At 67.8% G+C, this 24,005-nt stretch carries 18 protein-coding genes; 14 read left to right on the forward strand and 4 right to left on the reverse strand.

Annotated elements, in window-relative coordinates; all coding sequences use genetic code 11:
- Positions 1-34 precede the first annotated feature (34 nt).
- Entirely contained in the window at positions 35-1,180 is a 1,146-nt protein-coding gene (locus ACT3S2_RS05060; RefSeq protein WP_444554153.1) for a trans-sulfuration enzyme family protein, read from the forward strand.
- A gap of 36 nt (positions 1,181-1,216) precedes the next feature.
- Positions 1,217-1,528 (forward strand): DUF2516 family protein, encoded by a 312-nt coding sequence (locus ACT3S2_RS05065; RefSeq protein ID WP_444554152.1) that lies wholly within the window; start codon positions 1,217-1,219, stop codon positions 1,526-1,528.
- Here the strand turns inward: ACT3S2_RS05065 and ACT3S2_RS05070 are convergent.
- The gene (locus ACT3S2_RS05070) at positions 1,525-2,274 is read right to left on the reverse strand and encodes a class I SAM-dependent methyltransferase (protein ID WP_444554151.1); all 750 of its coding nucleotides are present in this window, start codon (positions 2,272-2,274) and stop codon (positions 1,525-1,527) included. The two genes, ACT3S2_RS05065 and ACT3S2_RS05070, sit on opposite strands and share 4 nt — an antisense overlap.
- Before the next feature lie 195 nt (positions 2,275-2,469).
- Here ACT3S2_RS05070 and ACT3S2_RS05075 point away from each other — a divergent pair, with 195 nt between their 5' ends.
- Entirely contained in the window at positions 2,470-3,216 is a 747-nt protein-coding gene (locus ACT3S2_RS05075) for a phosphoglyceromutase (RefSeq protein ID WP_444554150.1), read from the forward strand.
- A gap of 85 nt (positions 3,217-3,301) precedes the next feature.
- On the opposite strand, the gene phoU is transcribed toward ACT3S2_RS05075, so the two are convergent.
- The gene (gene phoU / locus ACT3S2_RS05080; RefSeq protein WP_444554149.1) at positions 3,302-3,961 is read right to left on the reverse strand and encodes a phosphate signaling complex protein PhoU; all 660 of its coding nucleotides are present in this window, start codon (positions 3,959-3,961) and stop codon (positions 3,302-3,304) included.
- Positions 3,962-4,139: 178 nt separating this feature from the next.
- Here phoU and ACT3S2_RS05085 point away from each other — a divergent pair, with 178 nt between their 5' ends.
- Entirely contained in the window at positions 4,140-5,375 is a 1,236-nt protein-coding gene (locus ACT3S2_RS05085; protein WP_444554148.1) for a sensor histidine kinase, read from the forward strand.
- Positions 5,372-6,052 (forward strand): response regulator, encoded by a 681-nt coding sequence (locus ACT3S2_RS05090; protein WP_444554147.1) that lies wholly within the window; start codon positions 5,372-5,374, stop codon positions 6,050-6,052. The genes ACT3S2_RS05085 and ACT3S2_RS05090 overlap by 4 nt, the downstream gene beginning before the upstream one ends.
- A 100-nt stretch (positions 6,053-6,152) precedes the next feature.
- On the opposite strand, the gene ACT3S2_RS05095 is transcribed toward ACT3S2_RS05090, so the two are convergent.
- Positions 6,153-6,686 carry a hypothetical protein gene (locus ACT3S2_RS05095; protein WP_444554146.1) on the reverse strand — a complete coding sequence of 178 codons (534 nt, stop codon included), beginning with the start codon at positions 6,684-6,686 and terminating at the stop codon, positions 6,153-6,155.
- A gap of 307 nt (positions 6,687-6,993) precedes the next feature.
- Between ACT3S2_RS05095 and ACT3S2_RS05100 the strand changes: the two genes are divergently transcribed.
- The 6 genes from ACT3S2_RS05100 (at position 6,994) to glgX (ending at position 13,559) form a co-directional block, all read left to right on the forward strand.
- Positions 6,994-7,476, forward strand: a complete 483-nt coding sequence (locus ACT3S2_RS05100) for a CarD family transcriptional regulator (RefSeq protein ID WP_086995109.1) — start codon at positions 6,994-6,996, stop codon at positions 7,474-7,476.
- Positions 7,477-7,574: 98 nt separating this feature from the next.
- Entirely contained in the window at positions 7,575-8,357 is a 783-nt protein-coding gene (gene ispD / locus ACT3S2_RS05105) for a 2-C-methyl-D-erythritol 4-phosphate cytidylyltransferase (RefSeq protein ID WP_444554145.1), read from the forward strand.
- A complete protein-coding gene (gene ispF / locus ACT3S2_RS05110; RefSeq protein WP_444554144.1) occupies positions 8,354-8,851 on the forward strand; it encodes a 2-C-methyl-D-erythritol 2,4-cyclodiphosphate synthase in 498 nt (165 codons plus the stop codon). Before ispD ends, ispF begins: the two co-directional genes overlap by 4 nt.
- Before the next feature lie 9 nt (positions 8,852-8,860).
- On the forward strand, positions 8,861-10,324 hold the full coding sequence (cysS, locus tag ACT3S2_RS05115; RefSeq protein ID WP_444554143.1) for a cysteine--tRNA ligase: 1,464 nt from the start codon (positions 8,861-8,863) through the stop codon (positions 10,322-10,324).
- A 99-nt stretch (positions 10,325-10,423) separates the two neighbouring features.
- Positions 10,424-11,413, forward strand: coding sequence for a 23S rRNA (guanosine(2251)-2'-O)-methyltransferase RlmB (rlmB, locus tag ACT3S2_RS05120; RefSeq protein ID WP_444554142.1), 990 nt, complete (start codon positions 10,424-10,426; stop codon positions 11,411-11,413).
- Positions 11,414-11,426: 13 nt separating this feature from the next.
- Positions 11,427-13,559, forward strand: coding sequence for a glycogen debranching protein GlgX (glgX, locus tag ACT3S2_RS05125; protein WP_444554141.1), 2,133 nt, complete (start codon positions 11,427-11,429; stop codon positions 13,557-13,559).
- Here the strand turns inward: glgX and glgP are convergent.
- On the reverse strand, positions 13,549-16,101 hold the full coding sequence (gene glgP / locus ACT3S2_RS05130) for an alpha-glucan family phosphorylase (protein ID WP_444554140.1): 2,553 nt from the start codon (positions 16,099-16,101) through the stop codon (positions 13,549-13,551). The two genes, glgX and glgP, sit on opposite strands and share 11 nt — an antisense overlap.
- 192 nt (positions 16,102-16,293) lie before the next feature.
- Between glgP and ACT3S2_RS05135 the strand changes: the two genes are divergently transcribed.
- Genes ACT3S2_RS05135 through glgB form a run of 3 tightly spaced genes read left to right on the forward strand, consistent with a single transcriptional unit; the run spans position 16,294 to position 23,788 of the window.
- Positions 16,294-18,303 (forward strand): alpha-1,4-glucan--maltose-1-phosphate maltosyltransferase, encoded by a 2,010-nt coding sequence (locus ACT3S2_RS05135; RefSeq protein WP_444561358.1) that lies wholly within the window; start codon positions 16,294-16,296, stop codon positions 18,301-18,303.
- Positions 18,303-20,087, forward strand: coding sequence for a maltose alpha-D-glucosyltransferase (gene treS / locus ACT3S2_RS05140; RefSeq protein ID WP_444554138.1), 1,785 nt, complete (start codon positions 18,303-18,305; stop codon positions 20,085-20,087). The genes ACT3S2_RS05135 and treS overlap by 1 nt, the downstream gene beginning before the upstream one ends.
- Positions 20,084-23,788 carry a 1,4-alpha-glucan branching protein GlgB gene (glgB, locus tag ACT3S2_RS05145; protein ID WP_444561355.1) on the forward strand — a complete coding sequence of 1,235 codons (3,705 nt, stop codon included), beginning with the start codon at positions 20,084-20,086 and terminating at the stop codon, positions 23,786-23,788. Before treS ends, glgB begins: the two co-directional genes overlap by 4 nt.
- Positions 23,789-24,005: the final 217 nt, after the last annotated feature.

Here is a 24,005-nt window from a genome sequence, read left to right on the forward strand (position 1 = left end):
GAAGGGGCCCGATCCGGCGGTCTACGATGCTGACATGCCCACTTCACACCCGCAGGATCTTGCCCCGGATACCGTCGTCGTCGCCGCAGGACGGCCCCCGCGCGAACCCGATGCGCCGGTGAATCCACCGATCGTGCTCTCCTCCACCTTCGTGGGCACCGGGACCCCGGGCCAGGGGGAGCGGACGTACGCGCGGTTCTCCAACCCCACCTGGGACCCGCTGGAAGAGGCCCTGGCCCAACTGGAATCCTGCCCGCTGCCCGGGCTGGTCTACGCCTCCGGCATGGCCGCCGTCGCCTCGGCCATGTCGCTGCTGCCCCGCAACGGCACCATCGTCATCCCCCGGCACAGCTACAACGGGTCGCTGTCATTGGTGGCCGATCTGCAGGCCCGCATCGGACTGCAGGTCCGGTTGGCCGATGTCGAGGACACCGAAGCCACCCTGGCCCTGCTCGAGGGCGCCGACATGCTCTGGCTCGAAAGCCCGACCAACCCGATGCTCGAGGTCGCCGACGTCGCCGCACTGGCTGCCGGGGCCCGCGCCGCCTCGGTGCTCTGCGTCGTGGACAACACCTTCTCCACGCCGTTGTTGCAGCGTCCGCTGGAGCTCGGCGCCGACGTCGTGGTGCATTCGGCGACCAAGTACATGGGCGGGCATTCCGACGTCGTCCTCGGGGCCGTCATCACCGGCAATGCCGAGCTGCGCAGCACGCTCCATGCCTACCGTTCGCTGCACGGGGCGGTCCCGGGACCCTTCGAAACCTGGCTGACCCTGCGCGGCTTGCGGACCATGGCTCTGCGGGTCGAACGCGCCCAGGCCAACGCCGGGGAGCTGGCCCGCCGCCTCGACGCCCATCCGGCGGTGGAGGCCGTGCGCTACCCCGGGTTGGAAGCGGACCCCGGGCACACCCGGGCCGCGGCCCAGATGGAGGGATTCGGCTCGATCCTGTGCCTCACCGTCGCCGGGGGAGAAGCGGCCGCCGAGGCGGTCCTGGCCGCCCTGCGGTTGTGGACCCCGGCCACGAGCCTGGGCGGGGTCGAGTCCCTGGCCGAACGCCGGCGGCGCCACCCGGGGGAGCCGGATACCGTGCCGGCGAACCTGATCCGGCTCAGCGCGGGCATCGAGAACGTCGAGGACTTGTGGAACGATCTGAGCGCCGCGCTGGAGAGCACGCGCTAAAGACGGATCGGCTGCGGTTCCCCTAGACTGGCAGACGTGGAAACCGCATTGTTGTTCGAGATCTATCTCTTCAAGGCCCTGAGCCTGGTGGCCCTGGTCCTGGGGCTGTGGGCCTTCATCGATGCCCTGCGCCACCCGGCGCAGAACTACGAACGCGAAAACAAGCGCACCAAGGGCTTCTGGATGGGCATGACCGGCGTGGCCGCCGTGGTCTGCGTCTTCAGCTTCCTCGGCCCCGGTGGCGCCGGTTTCCTGCAATTGATCGCCGCCTGTATCAGCTGCGTCTACCTCGCCGACGTGCGGCCTGCCGTGGGCGGCAGGGGCGCCCCGGGATACTACAACTACTAGAGCCCCGGCTCCTGGAGCGCCAACGACCCCGTCCGCGGGGCCACACACGCCCAGTCCACGGTCAATTCGCCCAATCGCCACCGTGAGGGGCCATCACGGACCGGCCAGCCCGCCGCCCGCAGGGCCCGGCACATGGCCATCCAGCGTTGCCGCTGCCCGAACGTGGACCAAGGCGCCGTAGCCAGCCAGGCGGCATCGGCCGCGGCCAGGAAATCGTGGACCCGCTCGCCGGGATGGTTGCGGTGGATCAGCGCCTTCGGCAGGCGTTCGGCCACCTCGCTGGGGCGTTGGACGGCACCGAAACGAATCGAGATGCTCAAGGTCAGCGGACCCTCGGGGGAGATGCCCACCCAGGTGCTCACCCGACCGATCTCGTCGCAGGTCCCCTCGATGAGCAGCCCCGCAGGATCCAGCCGGGCGGCCAGCGAAGACCAGATGGCCGCCACATCGTCCTCGGTGTATTGACGCAGGACATTGAAGGCCCGGATGAGCAGGGGGTTGCGGTCCGTGGGGATCTCGAAACCACCGACGGCGAAGGAAAGCCCCTCGACCTCCAACAGCTTCGCCGCCAGCACCCGGCCGGGATCGATTTCCAGTCCGACGACGCAGACCAGGGGGTTCACCGCACGCAGACGTTGAAAATATTCGACGGCGGTGCGCGGGGAGGCCCCGTAGCCCAGATCCACGCAGATCGGGGGTGCGCCGGTGACATCGGGGCGGAGCCGGAAGTTCTGCGTGCCGGTCATCCAGCGGTCCACCCGACGCATCCTGTTCGGATTCGTCGTCCCGCGGGTGGGGTTGCCCACAGGGCGTCCGGCCTGATGCCGGCCGCCGAGTCTTCGAGACTTTTGCACCACGAAAAAAATATAGACCCGCCCCGGGCCCCGTCATGACCAGAAGCCGGTGAAAGTAACCGACTTCACGCCCGATAGGATGAAGTCATGACGCACACCCTGATCCTGCTCCGCCACGGGCAGAGCGAATGGAACGAAAAGAACCTCTTCACCGGCTGGTACGACGTGCCGCTGACCGAGAAGGGACGCGCGGAGGCCATCCGCGGCGGTGAGTTGCTCACCGAGGCCGGCCTCGTCCCCGACGTGCTGCACACCTCGCTGCTCAAACGCGCGACCATCACGGCCAACCTCGCCCTGGAAGCCGCGGATCTCTCATGGATCCCGGTCCGGCGTGACTGGCGGCTGAACGAGCGCCACTACGGGGCCCTGCAGGGCAAGGACAAGGCCCAGACCCTGGCCGAGTTCGGAGAGGAGCAGTTCATGGAATGGCGTCGCTCCTATGACACCCCGCCGCCGCCGCTGGACGACGACTCCGAGTTCTCCCAGATCGGGGACCGCCGCTACGCGGACCTGGGCGATGACGCGCCGCGCACCGAATGCCTCAAGGACGTGCTCGAGCGGATGCTGCCCTACTGGAACAGTGCCATCCGCCCCGATCTGGAGGCCGGCAAAACGGTCCTGGTCACCGCGCACGGCAACTCGTTGCGGGCCATGGTCAAGCATCTCGACGGCATTTCGGACGAGGACATCGCCTCGCTGAACATCCCCACGGGCATCCCGCTGGTCTACGAACTGGACGAGGACTTCACCCCCGTCACCCCCGGCGGACGCTACCTCGACGCGGACGCGGCGGCCGACGCCATCCAGGCCGTTGCCAACCAGGGACGCAAATAGCCCGTTCCCGGGAGGAATCCAGACCACACAGCCGGGGCCGGCCCGCGTATCGACGCGGACCGGCCCCGGCTGTGTCAGAGGTGGATCAGAGTGCCGCGCTCCCGGGCTCCCATTCCCCGGTGACCAGGTAGTTGACCTTGCGGGCCACGGAGACCCCGTGGTCGCCGTAGCGTTCCAGATAGCGGCTGGTCAGGGTCACATCGGCGGTGCGGGGCCCCGACTCGTTCCACTCGGGGCCGGCGACGGTCTTGAAGACGCTGGCGTGCAGGTCGTCGATCCGGGCGTTGAGCGCCACGATCTCCCGGGCGATCTCCAGATCCCGTGTTTCGAGCAGGGTGATCAGCTTCCGGGCGATCTGCACATCGAGTCCGGCCATCTCCGCGAAGACGGGGGTCACCGAGGCCGGGGCCACGGGGACCGGGAAACGGAGCCGGGTGAGCTGGGCGACGTGGCGGGCCAGATCGCCCATACGCTCGAGCGAGGCGCTCATGCGCAGCGAACCGACGATCATGCGCAGATCCGAGGCCACCGGTCCCTGCAGGGCCAGGACGTCGATGGCCCGCTCATCGAGCTGGGTCTGCATGAAGTCCACCCGGGCGTCCGCGGCGATGACCTCCTGGGCGATCTCGGTATCGGCCTCGGCATACGCCGTGTAGGCGCGTTCCATGGCATCGGCCACGAGTCCGGCCATCTGGGTCAGTTCCTCACCGATCGTCAGGAGTTCCGCCTGGAAGACCTTGCGCATGGGGTGTCCTTTCATCATGGTGTTCCCCCACGGTCAGGCAGGGGACGGGCACTGTAGTCATCAACACTGCCACCCCAACGTTAACCTCCGGGCCCTCGCGCATGAACATTCGGTGAATGGGCGCCGGGGCCCGTCCCGAGGGGCAGGAGCCGGACAGCGGCCCGGTTAGGGTGGGATCGTGGATGATGCACTGATCATAGTGATCGCCGGGCTCGTGGGGCTGGCGCTGGGCGTCGTGGGTCTGTTGGCCTACCGTTACAGCCGCCTGCAGCGCGAGGCGGTGACCGACGTCGGAGAGCCGACACTGCCCGACGGCGCCGCGGAGATCCTCTCCGTCGTCGGACGGGCCTTCGTCGTGGTCGATGACATCGACGGGGTCGTCCGGGCCAATCCGGCCGCCTATGCCTACGGGCTGGTCCGCGGGCACACCGTGGTCCATGCGGAACTGCTGGCCCTGGCCCGCAGGGTGCGTTCGGACGGGGTCATCGAGGAACGCCAGTTCGAACTGCCCCTGGGCCCGCTGGGCCAGGGGACGATCGTGGTGCATGTGCGCGTGGCTCCGCTGGGCGAGGAATACATCCTGTTGCTGGCCGACGACCGGACCGAGATCACCCGCACCGAGGCCATCCGCAATGACTTCGTCGCCAACGTCTCCCACGAGTTGAAGACGCCGGTGGGGGCCATCCAGCTGCTCTCCGAGGCCATCGACGGGGCCGCGGATGACGAAGTGGCGGTCAAACGCTTTTCCACCCGGCTGTATAAGGAAGCCCATCGGCTCGCGGCCCTGGTGCAGGACATCATCGAACTGTCCCGCCTGCAGGGCACCGACGTCGTCCTGCAGGGCCAACCGGTGGATGTGAACCGGATCGTGGCCGAAGCCGTGGACCGCAACCGGCTCACCGCCGAGGGCAAGGCCATCACGATCACCGTCGGCGGGGAGACCCGGGACCGGATCTTCGGGGAGCGTGATCTGCTGATGACCGCCTTCCGCAACCTCATCGACAACGCCATCCGCTATTCGCCCGAGGGCACCAACGTCGGGGTGGGCGTGCGCTCCCGCGACGGGCTGGTGCAGGTTTCGGTGACCGACCAGGGCCCCGGCATCGCCCCCGAGGAACAGGAACGCATCTTTGAGCGCTTCTACCGCGTCGATGCCGCCCGCTCGCGCCAGACCGGCGGCACCGGCCTGGGACTGAGCATCGTCAAGCACGTCATTTCCAACCACGGCGGCGAAGTCACGCTGTGGTCCCGCCCGGGGCAGGGCTCCACCTTCACGGTGCGCATGCCCCGGCACGAAGACGCCCACGGGGCGGCACGCGACCAGGGGCCGACCCCGGGCGTGGAGACCGCCACCGACCATCCGACCGGCGACGCCGAGGCGCGCCGGGCGATTGCAGAAGGAGACCGAACTTGACCCGCATCCTGGTGGTCGAAGACGAGGAGTCGCTCAGCGACCCGCTGGAATACCTGCTGACCAAGGAGGGATTCGAGATCCAGGTCGTCGACAACGGCCTCGATGCCGTCACCGAATTCGACCGCAACGGGGCCGATCTGGTCCTGCTGGACCTCATGCTCCCGGGCCAATCCGGCACCGAGGTCTGCCGGCAGCTGCGCCAGCGCTCATCGGTCCCGGTGATCATGCTGACGGCCAAGGACGCGGAAATCGACAAGGTCGTGGGTCTGGAGATCGGCGCCGACGACTACGTGACCAAACCCTATTCGGCGCGGGAGCTGATTGCGCGGATCCGGGCCGTGCTGCGCCGGCAGGGCGAACCGGAGGAACTGGTGGCCTCCACCATCCAGGCCGGGCCGGTGCGGATGGATGTGGAACGGCATACCGTCAGCGTGCACGGCGAGGCGGTGTCGTTCCCGTTGAAGGAGTTCGAGCTCTTGGAGATGCTGCTGCGCAATGCCGGGCGCGTGCTCACCCGGGGCCAGCTGATCGACCGGGTCTGGGGCTCGGACTACGTCGGGGACACCAAGACGCTCGATGTGCACGTCAAACGGCTGCGCTCAAAGATCGAACCCGACTCCGCGGCCCCGGTGCATCTGGTGACGGTGCGCGGGCTGGGCTATAAGTTCGAGTCCTGAGCAGCTGCCGGGGCGCCCCGGCAGCAGGACCAGAGAGCAATGGCCGGGGCCCGTGGAAGAACTTCCACGGGCCCCGGCCATCTCCAGCCGTGGTGGAGGATTACTCGCTGTCGAGAATCGGCTTGGTGGGCTCCAGATGCTTGACCGTGTCCTTGTTGTAGCCCTCCGGAAGGAACGGGCGGTACTCGGGCAGGGCACCGTTGACCACGGGGATCGATTCCTGGACGCTGTTGGAGCCGACCTTCAGGGTGGCGTCCACATGGGATCCGGGTTCGGCGCCGGCCTGGGGGATGACGGTCTTGTTCTCGTCGTCCTCGAGCTTGAGCGAAGTCTTCGCCGGAACCTTGATCTTGGTGGAGGTACCGTCGACCACCAGCTCAACCGAAGCGGGCTCGGAGGTGTCGTTGATCAGGCTGCCGATGGCGCGGGCCGGCTCATCGGCGGTGTTGGTGACCAGCAGCAGGTTGCGCACCTCGACATCGGCGACGTCGAAGACGATGCCATCCGAGGCCGCGTAGTGCATCGTGGTGGCTTGCTGGTTCACTGCGCCACAACCGGTCAGGCCGACCGCCAGCAGGGCGGCGGCAGCAACGGATGCGGTTCGGCGGCCGCGGAACTTCTGTGCGGTGATCACGGCACAAACTCCTCTATAAGGTTCATCTCTGGTGTTGTCGCACCCCTGCGGACGAGTGATCCCGCGTCAGGGCGTGAATAAGCGTTGGCCCCAGCCTAATCGGTATCGCAGCAAAAGTATGACTCGGCCGCACCCCGGATGAAGCAACCCTGTTTTAAAGCGGACCGCGGCCGACCGCGCGCACATAACATCAATCCCCGAAATGACAAGGGCTGATTATGGTCCCCTTTCCCGAGGAAGACCGGCAACTCGCCGAGGGCAGGGGTATTTCATGGTAAACTTGATGGTGGGAAAGGGGTTTATCCAGATGGTTTTTGAGGTTGGCGAGACGGTTGTTTACCCTCACCACGGTGCGGCGAAGATCGAAGAGATCAAAATGCGCACCATCAAGGGCGAAGAGAAGATGTATCTCAAGCTCAAGGTGGCGCAAGGCGATCTGACAATCGAGGTTCCGGCAGAGAATGTAGACCTGGTCGGCGTGAGGGACGTCGTTGATCAGGAAGGCCTGGATCACGTATTTGATGTCCTACGTGCCGAATTCACGGAGGAACCGACGAACTGGTCCCGCCGTTATAAGGCCAACTTGGAGAAGTTGGCCTCCGGGGACGTCGTCAAGGTGGCGGAGGTCGTACGCGACCTGTGGCGCCGGGACAACGACCGCGGACTTTCGGCCGGCGAAAAGCGCATGCTCGCGAAGGCGCGCCAGATCCTGATCAGCGAATTGGCCCTGGCCAAGAAGCTCGATGAGGAGAAGGCGGAAATCGTCCTCGACGAGGTGCTGGCCTCCTAAGGGAAGGCCGTCCAGCACGGCCGTCCACGTACGTCGAAAGGCCCGTCCACCCACCCGGGTGGACGGGCCTTTCTGCTGCCCGCCGCTAAGCTGGACCCGTGACTGCAACCACCTCCACCGGGCCCCGTGTCGGCATCATCCTCGTGGCCGCCGGCTCCGGCACCCGGCTGGGCCACGGGATCCCCAAGGCCCTGGTCGAAGTGGCCGGGACGACCTTGCTCGAACACGCCCTCCGGGCCGCCCTGACCTCCCGGACCGCCCACGAAATGGTCGTGGTGCTCCCGCCGGGGGAGGAGCGGCTGCTCGAGCTCTGCGCGGAGGCCGCCCGGAAGGCGGCTATTCCGCTGTCCACGGCGACGGGCGGCTCCTCACGCAACGACTCCGTCCGGGCCGGCCTGGCGGAACTGGGCGACGTCGACCACGTGCTGGTCCACGACGCCGCCCGCTGCCTGACCCCTGCCGACGTCTTCGTCCGGGTCGCCGCGGCCCTCGCCGCGGGGGCCACCGCCGTCGTCCCCGGTGTCGCCGTATCCGACACCATCAAATCGATCGACCCGAAGGCCCCGGCAACCGCCGGGATCCCCGGGGCCCACCGGGTCACCGGAACCCCCGACCGCTCGGGGCTGCGCGCCATCCAGACCCCCCAGGGCTTCGACGCCAGGGCCCTGGACGCCGCCCATGCCGGGGCCGCGACGCTGGGCGCGGCCGAAGCCGAAGCGATCACCGATGATGCCCGGTTGATGGAAGCCACTGGATCGGAGGTGCTCGTGGTCCCCGGGGCCGCCGACGCCTTCAAGATCACCACCGGGCTGGACCTCCTACTGGCCGAGGCCCTGCTGGCCAGCCGCACCCCGTCGACCCCCTCCCAGGAGCAGCCATGACCCCCCGCCCCCTCATCCCGCGCACCGGCATCGGTGTGGATGTGCACGCCTTCGACGAGACCGGGACGCGCGAACTCCGGCTGGCCGGGCTCCACTGGCCCGGCGAACGCGGGCTCAGCGGCCACTCGGACGGCGACGCCGTGGCCCACGCCGCCTGCGATGCCCTGTTCTCCGCCGCAGGGATCGGGGACCTGGGCACCCATTTCGGGACCGACCGGCCGGAATTCGCCGGCGCCTCAGGCCCCCGACTGCTGGCCGAAGCGGCCCGGCTGGTGCGTCAGGCGGGCTGGGAGATCGGCAACGTCTCCATCCAGTTCGTCTCCCGGCGACCCAAATTCGCCGCACGCCGCGAAGAGGCCAACGCGGTGCTCTCCGCGGCGGCAGGGGCCAGCATCACCGTCACCGCCACCACCTCGGACGGGCTCGGCTACGAGGGGGCCGGTGAGGGGCTGACCGTCTACGCCACGGCATTGGTCCACCCGCCCGTCAGCTAATCTGGTGCGGTGAGCATCCGTTTTTATGACACCAGGCAAGCACAGGTCCGCGACTTCGTCCCGCTGACACCGGGACGGGTGGGCCTCTACTACTGCGGTGCCACGGTCCAGGGCGTCCCGCATGTCGGGCACGTCCGGTCGGCCATCGCCTTCGACATCCTCGTGCGCTGGCTCGAATACCGCGGCCTGCGGGTCGATGTGGTCCGCAACGTCACCGACATCGACGACAAGATCCTCGACAAGTCAGCCGCCTCCTTCGCCGGGGACTTCGAGGGAGACGACCACTACCTCCCCGAGGAGGAATGGTTCGCCCTGGCCTACCGGTTCGAGCAGGCCTTCACCCGGGCCTACGACGGACTCGGTGTCCGCAGGCCCACCTACGAACCGCGGGCCACCGGCCATGTGACCGAAATGCATGAACTCATCACCCGCCTCATCGACGCCGGGCACGCCTACCCCGCGGACGACGATTCCGGCGACGTCTACTTCGACGTGAGGTCCTTCCCCGACTACGGGGCCCTGACCCGGCAACGGCTCGAGGACCTGCAGGACGCCGCCGATGCCGACCCGCGCGGTAAACGCGACCCCCGCGACTTCGCGTTGTGGAAAGGCAGCAAATCCACCGACCCGGCCAGCGCCTCCTGGCCCGGCCCGTGGGGTCGCGGACGCCCCGGCTGGCACCTGGAATGCTCGGCCATGGCCCGCAAATACCTGGGGGCCTCCTTCGACATCCATGGCGGCGGCCTGGACCTGCGCTTCCCGCACCACGAAAACGAACTGGCCCAGTCCACGGCGGCCGGCGACGGTTTCGCGAACTTCTGGATGCACAACGGGATGGTCACCTACGAGGGGGAGAAGATGTCGAAATCGATCGGCAACACCATCTCCCCCGAGGAGATGCTCGAGCAGGCTCCGGCCCGCGTGGTCCGCTACTTCCTGGGCCAGGCCCACTACCGTTCACAGCTGGACTACAAGCCCAGCTCGCTGCAGGAAGCCGGTGCGGCCCTGGAACGCATCGACAGCTTCGTCTCCCACGCGCTGCACCGTCTCTACGCGGTCGACGCCGGGGCCGACTTCGACCTGGAGCTGGAGCATTTCGCGGTCACCGACGATTTCGCCGCGGCCATGGACGAGGACCTCAACGTCCCGCAGGCCCTCGCCGCACTGCACGAGGTGGTCCGGGCGGGGAACACGGCGTTGGCCGATAATGATCTGTCCACCGCCGACCGGGCGCTGCAACAGGTCATGGCCATGACCTCCACGCTCGGGCTCGACGACGCCGTCGGCGCCGGCGACGGGGCCGTCCCCGGCAATGCCGTCCTGGACGATCTGGTGCGGGCCCAACTGGCCGAACGCGACCAGGCCCGCGCCTCCAAGGACTGGGCGAGGGCGGACACCATCCGCGATACGTTGTCCGCCGCCGGCGTCGTGGTCGAGGACTCCGCGGACGGGGCCCGGTGGACGCTGAAATAGGGTTCGTCAAAAACCTGCCGTTCCACCTGTAAAATGGAAGGTTGGCGGGTATTGCGACCGCGCGGACCCCGACCCCACCAACATCGAGGATTTCATCCCATGGCAACACCCAAGCGTCACGGCGGCGCACCGAAGAAGAAGAAGGGCCCCACCGTGGGCACCGGCGGCCACGGCCGCAAGTCACTCGAAGGCAAGGGCCCCACGCCCAAGGCCGAGGAGCGGACCTACCATCAGGCCTACCGCAGCCGCCAGCTCGCCGAGCGGGCGGCGGCCAAGCCCGGCGCGACCCGCCAACGCCCCGCCGGCCGCGGCGGTGGCCGCAGCAGGAACGCCGAGGAAATGGTCAGCGGACGCAACTCGGTGCTCGAGGCGCTGCGCGCCGACATCCCGGCCAAGGCGCTCTACCTGGCCATCCGCATCGATGTGGACGACCGGGTGCGGGAGATCCTGAAGCTGGCCGCCGACCGGGGACTGGCCGTCATGGAAACCGGCAAACCCGAGCTGGACCGGATGACCGACGAATCCATCCACCAGGGCCTGGCCCTGCAGGTGCCTCCCTACGACTACCCGGACGCACTGGAAACGGTGAAGGCGACACTGGCGAAGGTGGCCAAGGGCCATCTGGCCAACACCCCGCTGTTCATCGCCCTGGACGGGATCACCGATCCGCGCAACCTCGGGGCCATCATCCGGTCGGCCTCGGCCTTCGGCGCCCACGCGGTCATCGTCCCGGAACGCCGTTCCGCCGGACTGACCGCCTCGGCATGGAAGACCAGCGCCGGGGCAGCGGCCCGGGTCCCCGTGGCCCGCGCCACCAACCTGACGAACACGCTCAAGGCCATGAAGCAGGCCGGGGTGTATGTCGTCGGACTCGACGGGGACGGGGACGTGGACCTGACCGGCCTGCCGTTGGCCACCGAACCGCTGTGCATCGTCGTCGGATCCGAGGGCAAGGGCCTGTCGCGTCTGGTGAAGGAGAACTGCGACCAGATCGTTTCGATCCCCATCGAATCCGCGATGGAATCGCTGAACGCCTCCATGGCGGTGGGTATCACGCTCTACGAGATCGCGCGCCTGCGCAACGACTGAGCTGGACGAGCAGATGAAGCACAATCCCGAGGCCGGAAGCACACGCCTGGACCCCCCGACGGGTGGATCCACGGCCGTGATCTCCGGGATCTCCGCGGCGGTTCCGGGCCCGGGGGGCGAAACGGTGGACGACGCCGTGAACGTCGCCGTCTTCGCCCCGGACCTGGATTCCGTGGACGTCCATTACACGGACCCCTCGGGGCAACCGGTCCTCACCGTGCTGACCGGGCATACCGGACAGACGCATCATGGTCTGGTCAAGGGCCTGCGCCCCGGCGCCAGCTATGCCTTCTGGGCCCACGGGGCCGAGCTGCCGCAGGACGGGCAGCTCCTGCTGGATCCCTACGCCCGCGCCATCACCGAGGACGACGACGGGGTCCTGTGGGGGGTCCATGTCAGCGAAGACTTCGACTGGGGCGGGGACGCCCCGCCGATGGTTCCCTGGCGCAACACCGTCATCTACGAAGCCCATGTGCGCGGGCAGTCCATGCTGCACCCCGAGGTGCCGGAGGAACTGCGCGGCACCTATGCCGGGATGGCCCACCCTTCCGTCATCGACCACCTGTTGTCCCTGGGCGTCACGGCGGTGGAACTGCTGCCGATCCACTTCCACCTGGACGAACCCCACCTCCAGGAGCTCGGGCTGCCCAACTACTGGGGATACAACACCCTGGGCTTCTTCGCCCCGCACCCCGACTATGCCAGCGCCGCCGCCCGTGAGGCAGGACCGGCGGCGGTCCGTGACGAGCTCAAGGGCATGATCCGGCTGCTGCACCAGGCGGGGCTGGAAGTCATCCTGGACGTCGTCTACAACCACACCGCCGAAGGCGGGGCCGACCAGAAGACGTATTCGTGGCGGGGGCTGGGGAACCTGGCCTACTACCGGCACGACGACGCAGGCAACTATGTGGACACCACCGGGTGCGGGAACACCCTGGACTTCTCCACTCTGCCGGTGATCGAGATGGCCCTGGCCTCGCTGCGGCACTGGGTGGCCGACTACCATATCGACGGTTTCCGCTTCGATCTGGCGGTCACCCTGGGCCGTGACGAGGAGAACCGTTTCACCCCGCACCACCCGTTCCTGGAGGCCCTGTCCACCGATCCGTTACTTTCGCGCGTGAAGCTGATCGCCGAACCGTGGGATGTGGGCTACGACGGCTGGCAGACCGGCCGCTTCAACGCGGACTTCGCCGACTGGAACGACGGATACCGCGACACGGTCAGGGAATTCTGGGTCGCCGGCCGCGGGGCCCTCGACGGCGGAGGACAGGCGCCGAACGTCGCCCGGCTGGCCAGCGTGCTGGCGGGCTCCCGGGAGACCTTTGCCGCCTCGGGGAGGGGCCCGCTGGCGTCGATCAACCTGGTCACCGCCCACGACGGTTTCACACTGCGGGACCTGGTCAGCCACGACCGCAAACATAATGAGGCCAACGGCGAATCCAACCGGGACGGGTCCGACGATAACCGCAGCTACAACCACGGCATCGAGGGCATGAGCGCCGACGAAACCATCGACGAGGCCCGCCTGCAGACGGCCTCGAATGTCATGGGTACGCTGCTGCTCTCGCTGGGGGTCCCGATGATCACCGCGGGTGACGAGTTCGGCAAGACGCAGCGGGGCAACAACAACGCCTACTGCCAGGACAACGAACTGTCCTGGTTGGACTGGGACCCGGATGACTTCGGCGAGAAGATCCTGCGCCGCACCAAGGCCTTCTCCCGGATCCGCAAGGAATTCCTGCAGCATCAGCCGTTCGTCTATCCGACCATCGCCGAGAGCTCCTACCTGCTGTGGCTCAACGCCGAGGGCGTGCCCATGCGCCAGGAGGAGTGGACCGACGGCGGCACCCGGCTGGTGCAACTGCTGATGGGTTCCGCCTCGGGCAGCATCGACGGGCTGGTCGTGTTCAACGGGCATCTGGACGATCAGGGGATCCGCCTTCCCGCCGCGGACTCCCTGAAGGATTTCCGCCCCTCCGAAGCCGCCGAAACGACCTTCGAACTGCGCTACGGCACCGGGACGGGCCTGCGGTCACGCCAGGGCACCGTCTTCACCGCCGGGGACCAGGACACCGTGGAAGCCAATACGATCAGCATCTATCGCTGTGAGGCGCCCCGGAGCCGGGGGACCACTACCCCGTAGTGGCCACCAGCCCCAGTTCGGCGGACGAGGCCAGCAACGGGTGTCCCGGAACCACCCGGACCGCGTACCCGAATTCACCGGCGCGCTCCAGGGACCAGCTGCCCCGGAAGCGGAACCGGCCGTGGCCCAGATCCCCGGCCACCTCCAAGGGGTGCCTCGTGGACTCGGTCAGCTGGCCGTCGGCGTCGATTCGACCCTGGACGGCCTCGACCTGCACCGCCGCGGGAGAGAGCCCGCCGAGCCGCAGGTAGGCCTCGAGCCGGAAGACATCCCCCAGGGAGGGGTCGGGTCCCAGCCCCGGAGCCTCGACGTGTTCGATGACAACCTCCGGCCAGGCGGCGGTGACCTCCCGGATGAAGGAAGCCACCGAACGGGCCCCGGCGAAGTCCTCGGCCCCGGCAACGCGCCCCGAACGGGCCGCCGGCAGGTACAGGGTCTCCACATAGTCCCGGACCATGCGTTCGGCCGAGACCTGCGGTCCCAGGCTCGCCAGGGTATGGCGGATCATCGCCAACCACTTCCGCGGCACCGGCCCGTGACCGGGGGCCGAACCATCGTCGACGGACTGCCCGGGCTGGTGGGCGTAGAAACGCGGGGCCACGGTGGCCTCGATCAGCTCGTACAGTGCGGTGGCCTCGAAATCGTCGCGGTCCTCGGCGGCGGAGCCCTCGGGCGCCGTGGGAATGGCCCAGCCGTTGTCGCCGTCGTACATCTCGTCCCACCAGCCGTCCAGGACCGAGAGGTTCAGCCCGCCGTTCAGCGCGGCCTTCATCCCCGAGGTGCCGCACGCTTCGAGCGGGCGCAACGGGTTGTTCAACCAGACATCGCAGCCGGGGAAGAGCGTCCCGGCCATGGCCATGTCGTAGTTGGGCAAAAAGACGATCCGGTGGCGGACCTCGGGATCGTCGGTGAACTGCACGAGTTCCTGGATCATCTGCTTTCCGGCCTCGTCGGCCGGATGCGATTTGCCGGCGATGACCAGTTGGATGGGCCGGGTCGGATGCAGCAGGGCAGCCTTCAGGCGGGCCGGATCGCGCAACATGAGGGTCAGGCGCTTATAGGTCGGCACCCGGCGGGCGAAGCCCAGGGTCAGCACGTCGGGATCCAGCACCGCATCGGTCCATCCCAGCTCCGCGGCACCGGCACCACGGTCGAGCCAGGAGGCCTTCAGCCGGGCCCGGACCTCCTCGATGAGTTGGACGCGCAGTTCCCGGCGCACCGCCCACAGCTCCTCGTCGGTGAACTGCCGGGCTGCGGTGAGCCGGGTGATCCGCGGGTCGACCCAGGTGGATTCGTGGACGCCGTTGGTGATCGACCCGATCGGTGTCTCTTCCGCCTCGAATCCGGGGTACAGACCCGAGAACATGTCGCGGGAGACCTGCCCATGCAACTTCGAGACCCCATTGGCCCGTTGGGCCAACCGCAAACCCATGGCGGCCATGTTGAAGACGTCCTGCCCACCGCCCAACGCCGTATCTGAGCCGAGGGCCAGCACCGAAGCCGTCGGCACCCCGGGGGCCAGGCCCGCGTCCAGGAAACGGGCGACCCGGTCGGCCTCGAACCGGTCGATCCCCGCCGGGACCGGGGTATGGGTGGTGAACAGGGTGCTGGCCCGCACCGCGGCCAAGGCCGTCTCGAAATCGAGGCCGTCACCCATCAGTTCGCGGAGGCGTTCGATGCCCAGGAATCCCGCATGGCCTTCATTGGTGTGGAAGACTTCGGGGGCGGCCGTCCCGGTCAGACGCGCATGGGCGCGCAGGGCCTTGACCCCGCCCATGCCCAGGAGCAGTTCCTGCTGCAACCGGTAGTCCCCGCCTCCGCCGTACAGCCGGTCGGTGATGGCCCGGGCCGCCTCGTCGTTGGCCGGGACGTTCGAATCCAACAGGAGCAACGGCACGCGGCCGACATCGGCCCGCCAGATCCGGGCGTGCAACTGCCGGCCGTCGGGCAAGGGCAGGGTCACCGTCACCTCGGAGCCGTCGGCCTCACGCACGACGGACAGGGGCAGCCCCGCCGGTTCCAGGACCGGGTAGGTTTCCTGCTGCCAGGCTTCGCGGGAGAGTGATTGCCTGAAATAGCCGGCCTGGTAGAGCAGCCCGACGGCCACCAGCGGAACCCCCAGATCGCTGGCCGCCTTGAGATGGTCGCCGGCCAGGATCCCCAGGCCGCCCGAATACTGCGGCAACATGGCACTGATCCCGTACTCGGGGGAGAAATAGGCGATGGCCGCCGGCGGTGGGGATTCCAGGGCCTGATACCAGCGCGGGGCCCGAAGATACTCTTCGAGTTCCCCGGCCTGCTCCCGGATCCGGGCCACCAGCGGGGCATCGTCGGCCAGGCGAGCCAGTCCGGCCCGATCGAAACGCCTCAACAGGGCCCGCGGATTCTGCCCCACGGCCTCCCAGCCGAGCGGGTCGAGATCACGGAACAGCTCGGCGGTGGGTCGGTGCCACGACCACCGAAGATTCGCAGCAAGGCGTTCCAGCCCGGAAATCTTCTCCGGCAGGACGGTATGGACGGTAAAACCTCGAATGGCCTTCACGTGCTGAACGCTAGCCTAGAAAGTCGCCAATGTGGACGGCCGGCCGTCATATTGCGCCGCGGCAGCCACCACAGGACGGCGGGCGGCACAGAGTCCTTGGCTTTACCGCCCGGACTGACTAGCGTCTATGACGTGAGCACCAGGCGCAGGTCCAGATTCGGCCGCATACCCGTTACCGACGTCTTCCCGGTCATGGAGGGCGGACGGTTCCCTGCGAAGGCCATCACCGGCCAGGATGTCCTGATCCGGTCGACGGCCTTCCGCGAAGGCCATGACGCCCTCGCCGTGGAGGCGGTCCTCTACGACCCTCAGGACCGCGAAGCCCACCGCGTGAGGATGCGTCCCGGGGCCCCCGGGCTCGATGAATGGCTCGGCAGCCTGCGCCCCACCACCGAGGGCGACTGGACTTTCGAGGTCGAAGCCTGGGACGACCCGCTGGGCACCTGGTGGCACGACGCCGGAATCAAGGTCGCCGCGGGCCTCGACACCGAACTGATGTTCGCCGAAGGGGTGTTGCTGTTGCGCGAGGCCGCCGCCGCATCCCCGAACGCCCGGATACTGGAAACCGCCGCGGCCACCGCGGCCGATACCTCGTTGCCCGACGCCACCCGGATGGCCGCCGCCTCCAGCGGGGAGGTCCGCGCCGAACTGTTCCAGCGTCCGCTGCGGCGCATGGTCACCGGCAGCGGCCGGTTCCCGTTGCTGGTCGAACGCGTCCTGGCCGGCCGGGGCGCCTGGTACGAATTCTTCCCCCGCTCCGAGGGGGCCCGCTTCGACCCTGCCACGGGGACCTACACCTCGGGGACCTTCGCCACGGCCGCCGACCGGCTGGAAGCGGTGGCCGGGATGGGCTTCGACGTCATCTACCTGCCGCCGATCCACCCGATCGGCAGGACCTTCAGGAAGGGCCCGAACAACACGTTGACCGCAGGGGACCACGACCCCGGTTCACCCTGGGCCATCGGTTCCGCCGCCGGCGGCCACGACGCCATCCACCCGGATCTGGGCACGGAAGCCGATTTCGCCGCGTTCGTGGAACGCGCCGAGGCACTGGGGCTGGAAGTGGCCCTGGATCTGGCCCTGCAGGCCTCTCCCGATCATCCCTGGGTGGCTGAGCACCCCGAATGGTTCACCACCCGGGCCGACGGGAGCATCGCCTACGCCGAGAACCCGCCGAAGAAATACCAGGACATCTACCCGCTGAACTTCGACAACGACCCGCAGGGTCTCAGCGCCGAGGTGCTGCGCATCGTCACCGTGTGGATCGAACGCGGGGTGCGGATCTTCCGGGTGGACAACCCCCATACCAAACCCGTCGGGTTCTGGGAGTGGCTCATCGCCGAGGTCACCGAGGATCACCCAGGCACCGTGTTCCTGGCCGAGGCGTTCACCCGGCCGGCCATGATGCATGCGTTGGGGCGGGCCGGGTTCCAGCAGTCCTACACGTATTTCACCTGGCGGAACACGAAGGAGGAGCTGGAGGAGTACCTCCCGCAGGTCTCCACCGGGACCTCGGCGTTCTTCCGTCCGAACTTCTTCGTGAACACCCCCGACATCCTCACCGAGTACCTGCAGTTCGGGGGACCTGCGGCCTTCAGGATCCGGGCCGCCCTCGCCGCGACGGCGTCCCCGCTCTGGGGGGTCTACGCGGGATACGAACTCTATGAACACGTCGCCCGGCCCGGAGCCGAGGAGTACATCGACAATGAGAAGTTCCAATACAAGATCCGCGACTTCGACAGCGCCGAGGTCGAGGGCCGTTCCCTGGCCCCTTACCTGCGTCGGCTCAACGCCATCCGCGCCGACCACCCGGCCTTGGGCGAATTGCAGAACCTCGTGATCCACCCCACCAGCGACGACGCCACCATCGCCTATTCCAAATCCCGACGGACCCACCCCGTGGGCCTGCCCGCCCCGGGGACCTCCGCGGCAGCGCCGGTCGAGCCCCCACAGGAAGAGGGCCAGGAGATCGACACCCTCATCATCGTGGTCAATACGGACCCCCATGGCGCCCGCGAATGCACCGTGAGCCTGGACCTGGAGGCGCTGGACCTGCGAGAGCAGGACCTGGACGAGGACGGTAGGTTCACCGTGGACGACCTGCTCACCGGGGGAAGCTGGAAGTGGTCGGCCCATAACTACGTCCGGCTGGATCCGCACCAGGAACCGGCCCATATCCTGCACATCCGCCGGGGCACCTGATGGCCAACCCGTACCAGCTCAACGTTCCGGGTCTGACCCATGATCCGCAATGGCATCGCAAGTCGGTGTTCTACGAGGTGCTGGTCCGGGCCTTCTCCGACGCCAACGGCGACGGGAGCGGGGATTTCGCCGGGTTGATCGACAAGCTCGACTACCTGCAATGGTTGGGGGTGGATTGCCTCTGGGTTCCCCCGTTCTACGAATCCCCGCTGCGTGACGGCGGCTACGACATCTCCGACTACTACGACGTGCTTGACGAATTCGGCACCATCGGCGATTTCCGCCGCCTGGTCGCCGAAGCGCACGAGCGCGGGCTGCGCATCATCATCGACCTGCCGATGAACCACACCTCCGATGAACACCCGTGGTTCCAGGCCTCCCGCCGGGACCCGGAAGGCGAATACGGGGATTTCTACGTCTGGTCCGATACCGACGAGAAGTACTCCGAGGCCCGCATCATCTTCGTGGACACCGAGGAATCGAACTGGGCCTTCGACCCGGTGCGCCGCCAGTTCTACTGGCACCGCTTCTTCGACCACCAGCCGGACCTGAACTTCGAGAACCCCCGGGTGCACGAGGCCATGTTCGACGTCGTGAGGTTCTGGCTTGATCTGGGGGTGGACGGATTCCGTGCCGACGCGATCCCCTACCTGTTCGAGGAGGAGGGGACCAACTGCGAGAACCTGCCGGCGACGCACGACTTCCTGCGCCGGCTCAGACAGCTCGTGGATTCCGAATACCCCGGGCGCATCATCATCGCCGAGGCGAACCAGGCACCGCAGGAAGTGGTCGAATACTTCGGCACCACCGAGGAACCGGAATGCCATATGTGCTTCCACTTCCCGATCATGCCGCGGCTGTTCTATGCCCTCCGCGACCAGGTCGCCGCCCCGATCATCGAGGCCCTGGGCCAGACCCCCGACATCCCGTCCGGCACCCAATGGGGGACCTTCCTGCGCAACCACGACGAGTTGACGCTCGAAATGGTGACCCCCACCGAACGCGAAGCCATGCTCGGCTGGTATGCCCCGGACCCGCGGATGCGCGCCAACGTGGGCATCCGCCGCCGACTGACCCCGTTGCTGGATAATTCGCGGTCCGAACTCGAACTGATCCATGCCCTGCTCTTTGGTCTGCCCGGCAGCCCGTTCCTGTACTACGGGGACGAAATCGGGATGGGGGACAACATCTGGCTCGATGACCGCGACGCCTCGCGCACCCCCATGCAATGGAACCCCGACCGCAATGCCGGGTTCTCCGTCGCCGACCCCGGCCAGCTCTATCTTCCGGTGGTCCAATCCCTGGTCTACGGGTACACGAGCATCAACGTCGAACAGCAACTCGAGCACAGCGGGTCCTTCCTGCACTGGGTGCGGCAGATCCTGGGGGTGCGCCGCGAACATCCGGTCTTCGGCCTGGGGGACTACCGCAACGTCCCGGCCTCCAGCCCCAGCGTGCTGGCCTTCCTGCGCTTCCCCGAGGACCTGGGGGGCCACAAATCCACCCCCGAGGAGACCGATCAGGAGATGGAGACGCTGCTCTGCGTCTACAACCTGTCCCAACACCCGGTGGCCACCGAACTGGAACTGCCCGACTATGCGGGGCGCGGCCTGCGGGACATCTTCGGCGGCTCCCCCTTCCCTCCGGTGTCCCCCGAAGGGCGGTTGTCACTGGCCTTGGGCTCGCAGGGGTTCTACTGGTTGCGGTTGCGCTCGGTGCGCTCGGACGTCAATGCCACCTCGACCTCGACGCTTCCGGTCATCGACCCGGGGCGGCGGCGATGAGGTCCGACGCCGAGATCACCGGTGCGCTGGCCGGTTGGGTGGGGGAGCAACGGTGGTGTCCGGCACCCCGGGGGACGTTCACGCTGTCGGTGGTCGGGGTGCAGCCGGTCCCGCAGCCGGATCCCGACGCCCTGATGCTCAGCCTCCTGTTGGCCATCCACCCCAGCAGAATCTCCGATGAGGAGACCGGGCAACCAGGAGATAAATCAACTACTCATAATGTTTCGGTCGTGCAGGTCCCCGTGGTGTTGCGGCGATCTCCCGCCCAGGAACCGCCGCCCGTCCTGGGGGTCCTGGACGATCACGCCGTCCGGTTGCTGGCCCCGGAAACGACCGGCCTGCGGGCCGGGGGCAGCTGGCTGGTCCACGATGGAACCCAGGATCAGGGCTTCGTCAACGCCTGGGCCGCCCTGATGCTCCAGAGCCCGCCCGGCCAGGGGCCGGAGCTGGCCCCGATGCGGGTCCTGGACGGGGAGCAATCCAACACCTCGGTGGTGCTTGAGGGGCCCCGCGGCCCGGTCATCATCAAGTTCTTCCGGGTCCCGTCGCCGGGGACCAACCCCGATGTGGAACTGGGCTCCTTGCTCTCGGAGGCCGGATCGCAGGACGTGCCCCGGACCGTGGCCACGCTGGACGGGCGGTGGACGGCCGGCGGGGCCGAGGTCGGCGGAACCCTGTCCGTCATGCGTGAATTCTTCGACGCGGCCCGCGACGCCTGGCGGCTGGCCAGCCTCGCGGCCCTCGACGACCGGGATTTCACCACCGAGGCCGCCGAACTCGGGCGGGCCGTGGCCCGTCTGCACCACCAACTGACCGAGGTCGCCCCCACCGCCGTGGCCAGCGCGGCGGAAACCGCGGCGTTCATCGCGGCCCTGCGGGCCCGGCTCGTCTGGGGGTGGGAACGGGCGGCCCCTGCCGACGGGGCCCTGGCCGATGCGTTCGGCGAGGTCCTGGAATCACTGGGCGCCCTGGGCCGGCTGCCGTTGCTGCAGCGGATCCACGGGGACCTCCATCTGGGCCAGATCCTGGCCACCGAAGACCACGGATGGGTGGTCCTGGACTTCGAAGGCGAACCCCTGCGCAGTGCAGGGGAGCGGCGGGCGCCGGATGTGGCGCTGCGCGACGTGGTGGGCATGCTGCGGTCCTTCGATTACGCGGCGGGACGGGCCACCCACCCCGAGGTGTCCTCCTCAACCGCTGCCCCGGCTCCCGAGGCGGCCCACCAGGCGGCCCGCCAATGGTCGGCGCGGACCCGCAAGGCGTTCCTGAGGGGGTACCGTGAGGAAACGGGCGAGGCCGTCGACATCCAGTCGCCGCTCTTTCTGGCCCTCTGGCTGGACAAGGCCCTCTATGAAGTCGTGTACGAACGGCAAAACAGGCCGACCTGGGAACAGGTACCGGCCTCGGCGGTCCAGGAGGTCCTCTCAGCCATGCAGCACCCAGCGGATTCACCCCGGCGGGCCGAAACAGGCGCCGCAGCAACCCCCGGTGCCGCGGAGGGCGCCTCGACACCCCGCCCGATCACGGCCGAGGTGTTGGAAGCCGTCGCCGAAGGCCGCTTCCATGCACCCCACGGAGTCCTCGGGGCCCATCTGGGCAACGACGGCTCGATCACCGTGCGCACCCTACGCAAACTGGCGAGCACCGTCACCCTGGTCACCGACAACGACCGCCGGGAGATGACCCATGAGTACGACGGCGTCTGGGTGGCGGTGTTGGCTCCTCCGACGGGACGCGAAGGGACCGTGCCCGACTACCGGCTCGAGGTCGGCTATCCGGGGTCTGCCCCGGTGTTGGTCGACGATGCCTACCACTACCTGCCCACGCTGGGGGAGATCGACCTGCATCTCATCGGGGAGGGGCGCCATGAGCGCCTCTGGCAGGTCCTCGGGGCCCGGGTGCGCAGATACCACACGGTGATGGGCAACTGCGAGGGCACGGGGTTCGCCCTCTGGGCCCCCAACGCCCAGGCGGTCCGGGTGGTCGGGGACTTCAATGACTGGGACGGAACCGGCAACGCCATGCGTTCGCTGGGACGGTCCGGGGTCTGGGAGCTCTACATCCCCGGGGTCGTCGCCGGGGCGATCTACAAATTCGAGATCCTCGGCCAGGACGGCCACTGGAGGCAGAAGGCCGACCCGATGGCCCGGCACACCGAGATCCCTCCGTTGACCGGATCCGTCGTCGTGGAATCCTCCTATGGCTTCCAGGACGCCGAATGGATGGCGTCCCGGGCCCAGACCGACCCGCATGCCGGCCCGATGAGCGTCTATGAAGTGCATCTGGGCTCCTGGCGCCCCGGACTGGACTACCGCGAAATGGCCGAGCAGCTCAGCGAATACGTGACCTGGCAGGGATTCACCCATGTGGAGCTGATGCCCGTGGCCGAACACCCGTTCGGAGGATCCTGGGGCTATCAGGTGACCTCCTACTATGCCCCGACCTCGCGCTTCGGCCACCCCGACGATTTCCGATACTTCGTGGACCGGCTGCACCAGGCGGGTATCGGGGTCATCATGGATTGGGTTCCCGCCCATTTCCCCAAGGATGAATGGGCCCTGGCCCGGATGGATGGGCAGCCTCTCTACGAGCACCCCGATCCGCGCCGCGGGGAGCATCCCGACTGGGGGACCCTGGTCTTCGACTTCGGACGCAACGAGGTCCGCAACTTCCTGGTGGCCAACGCGCTGTACTGGATGGACGAGTTCCATATCGACGGGCTGCGCGTGGATGCCGTGGCATCCATGCTCTATCTGGACTATTCACGCGAAGACGGAGGATGGGAACCCAACATCCATGGCGGGCGGGAGAACCTGGAAGCGATCGCCTTCCTGCAGGAGCTCAACGCCACGGCGTACCGGCTGAATCCCGGCATTGCGATGATCGCCGAGGAATCCACGGCCTTCCCCGGGGTCACCGGCGACACCAGCGGAGGTGGGCTCGGCTTCGGGCTGAAGTGGAACATGGGCTGGATGCACGACTCGCTGGAGTACATGTCGGAGGACCCGATCCATCGCTCCTACCACCACAACAAGATCACCTTCTCCATGGCCTACGCCTATACGGAGAACTTCCTGCTGCCGATCAGCCACGATGAAGTGGTCCATGGGAAGGGCTCGCTGCTGCGCCGCATGCCCGGTGACCGCTGGCGCCAGCTCGCCCAGGTCAGGGCCTACCTGGCCTTCCAATGGGCCCACCCGGGCAAGCAACTGATCTTCATGGGCACCGAATTCGCCCAGGAGGGGGAGTGGAGCGAACAGCACGGGCTCGACTGGTGGGTGGCCGATACCCACCAGCACCGCGGGGTCCAGCTGACCGTGAAGGCGCTGAACGGAATCTACCGGGAACTGCCGGCACTGTGGGAACTGGATCACGACCCGGCGGGCTTCGCCTGGATCAATGACCACGAGGCAGCGGGCAACACCCTGAGCTTCATCCGGCGGGACGAGCAGGGCGAGGCGATGGTCTGCGTCGCGAACTTCTCGGGCGAACCCCACAGCGGCTATCGACTCGGCCTGCCGGCTGCCGGGGCCTGGACCGAGGCGCTCAATACAGATGCCGAGGAGTTTGGTGGTTCCGGGGTCGCCAACCCCGGAACGCTCGAGGCGGATGGCCCCGCCCACGACGGCCAGCCGGTTTCGGCCACCGTGGACCTGCCCCCGTTGGGCGTGATCTACCTGGTCCCCGGCAGCATCAGCTGACCCGGCCCCAAGAACCCCGGAAACACGGGGTTCTTGGGGCGGCCAGTCGGGGAGGAAGCCTCCGATTAGGTGAACCAGCAGGATATGGGTATAGTTATTTCCCGCGCCGGTCGCCAATAAAACTTCTCCACGGAGAGGCCCACGGGACGGTGCAGACTTCCGAAAAGTTGGAGAAACGGTCGATTTGACCGGGATCCAGCCACCGGGTAAGTTAGAT

The organism is Arthrobacter sp. AOP36-A1-22 (assembly GCF_052377615.1).
In the GTDB taxonomy this organism is placed as follows: domain Bacteria; phylum Actinomycetota; class Actinomycetes; order Actinomycetales; family Micrococcaceae; genus Arthrobacter_H.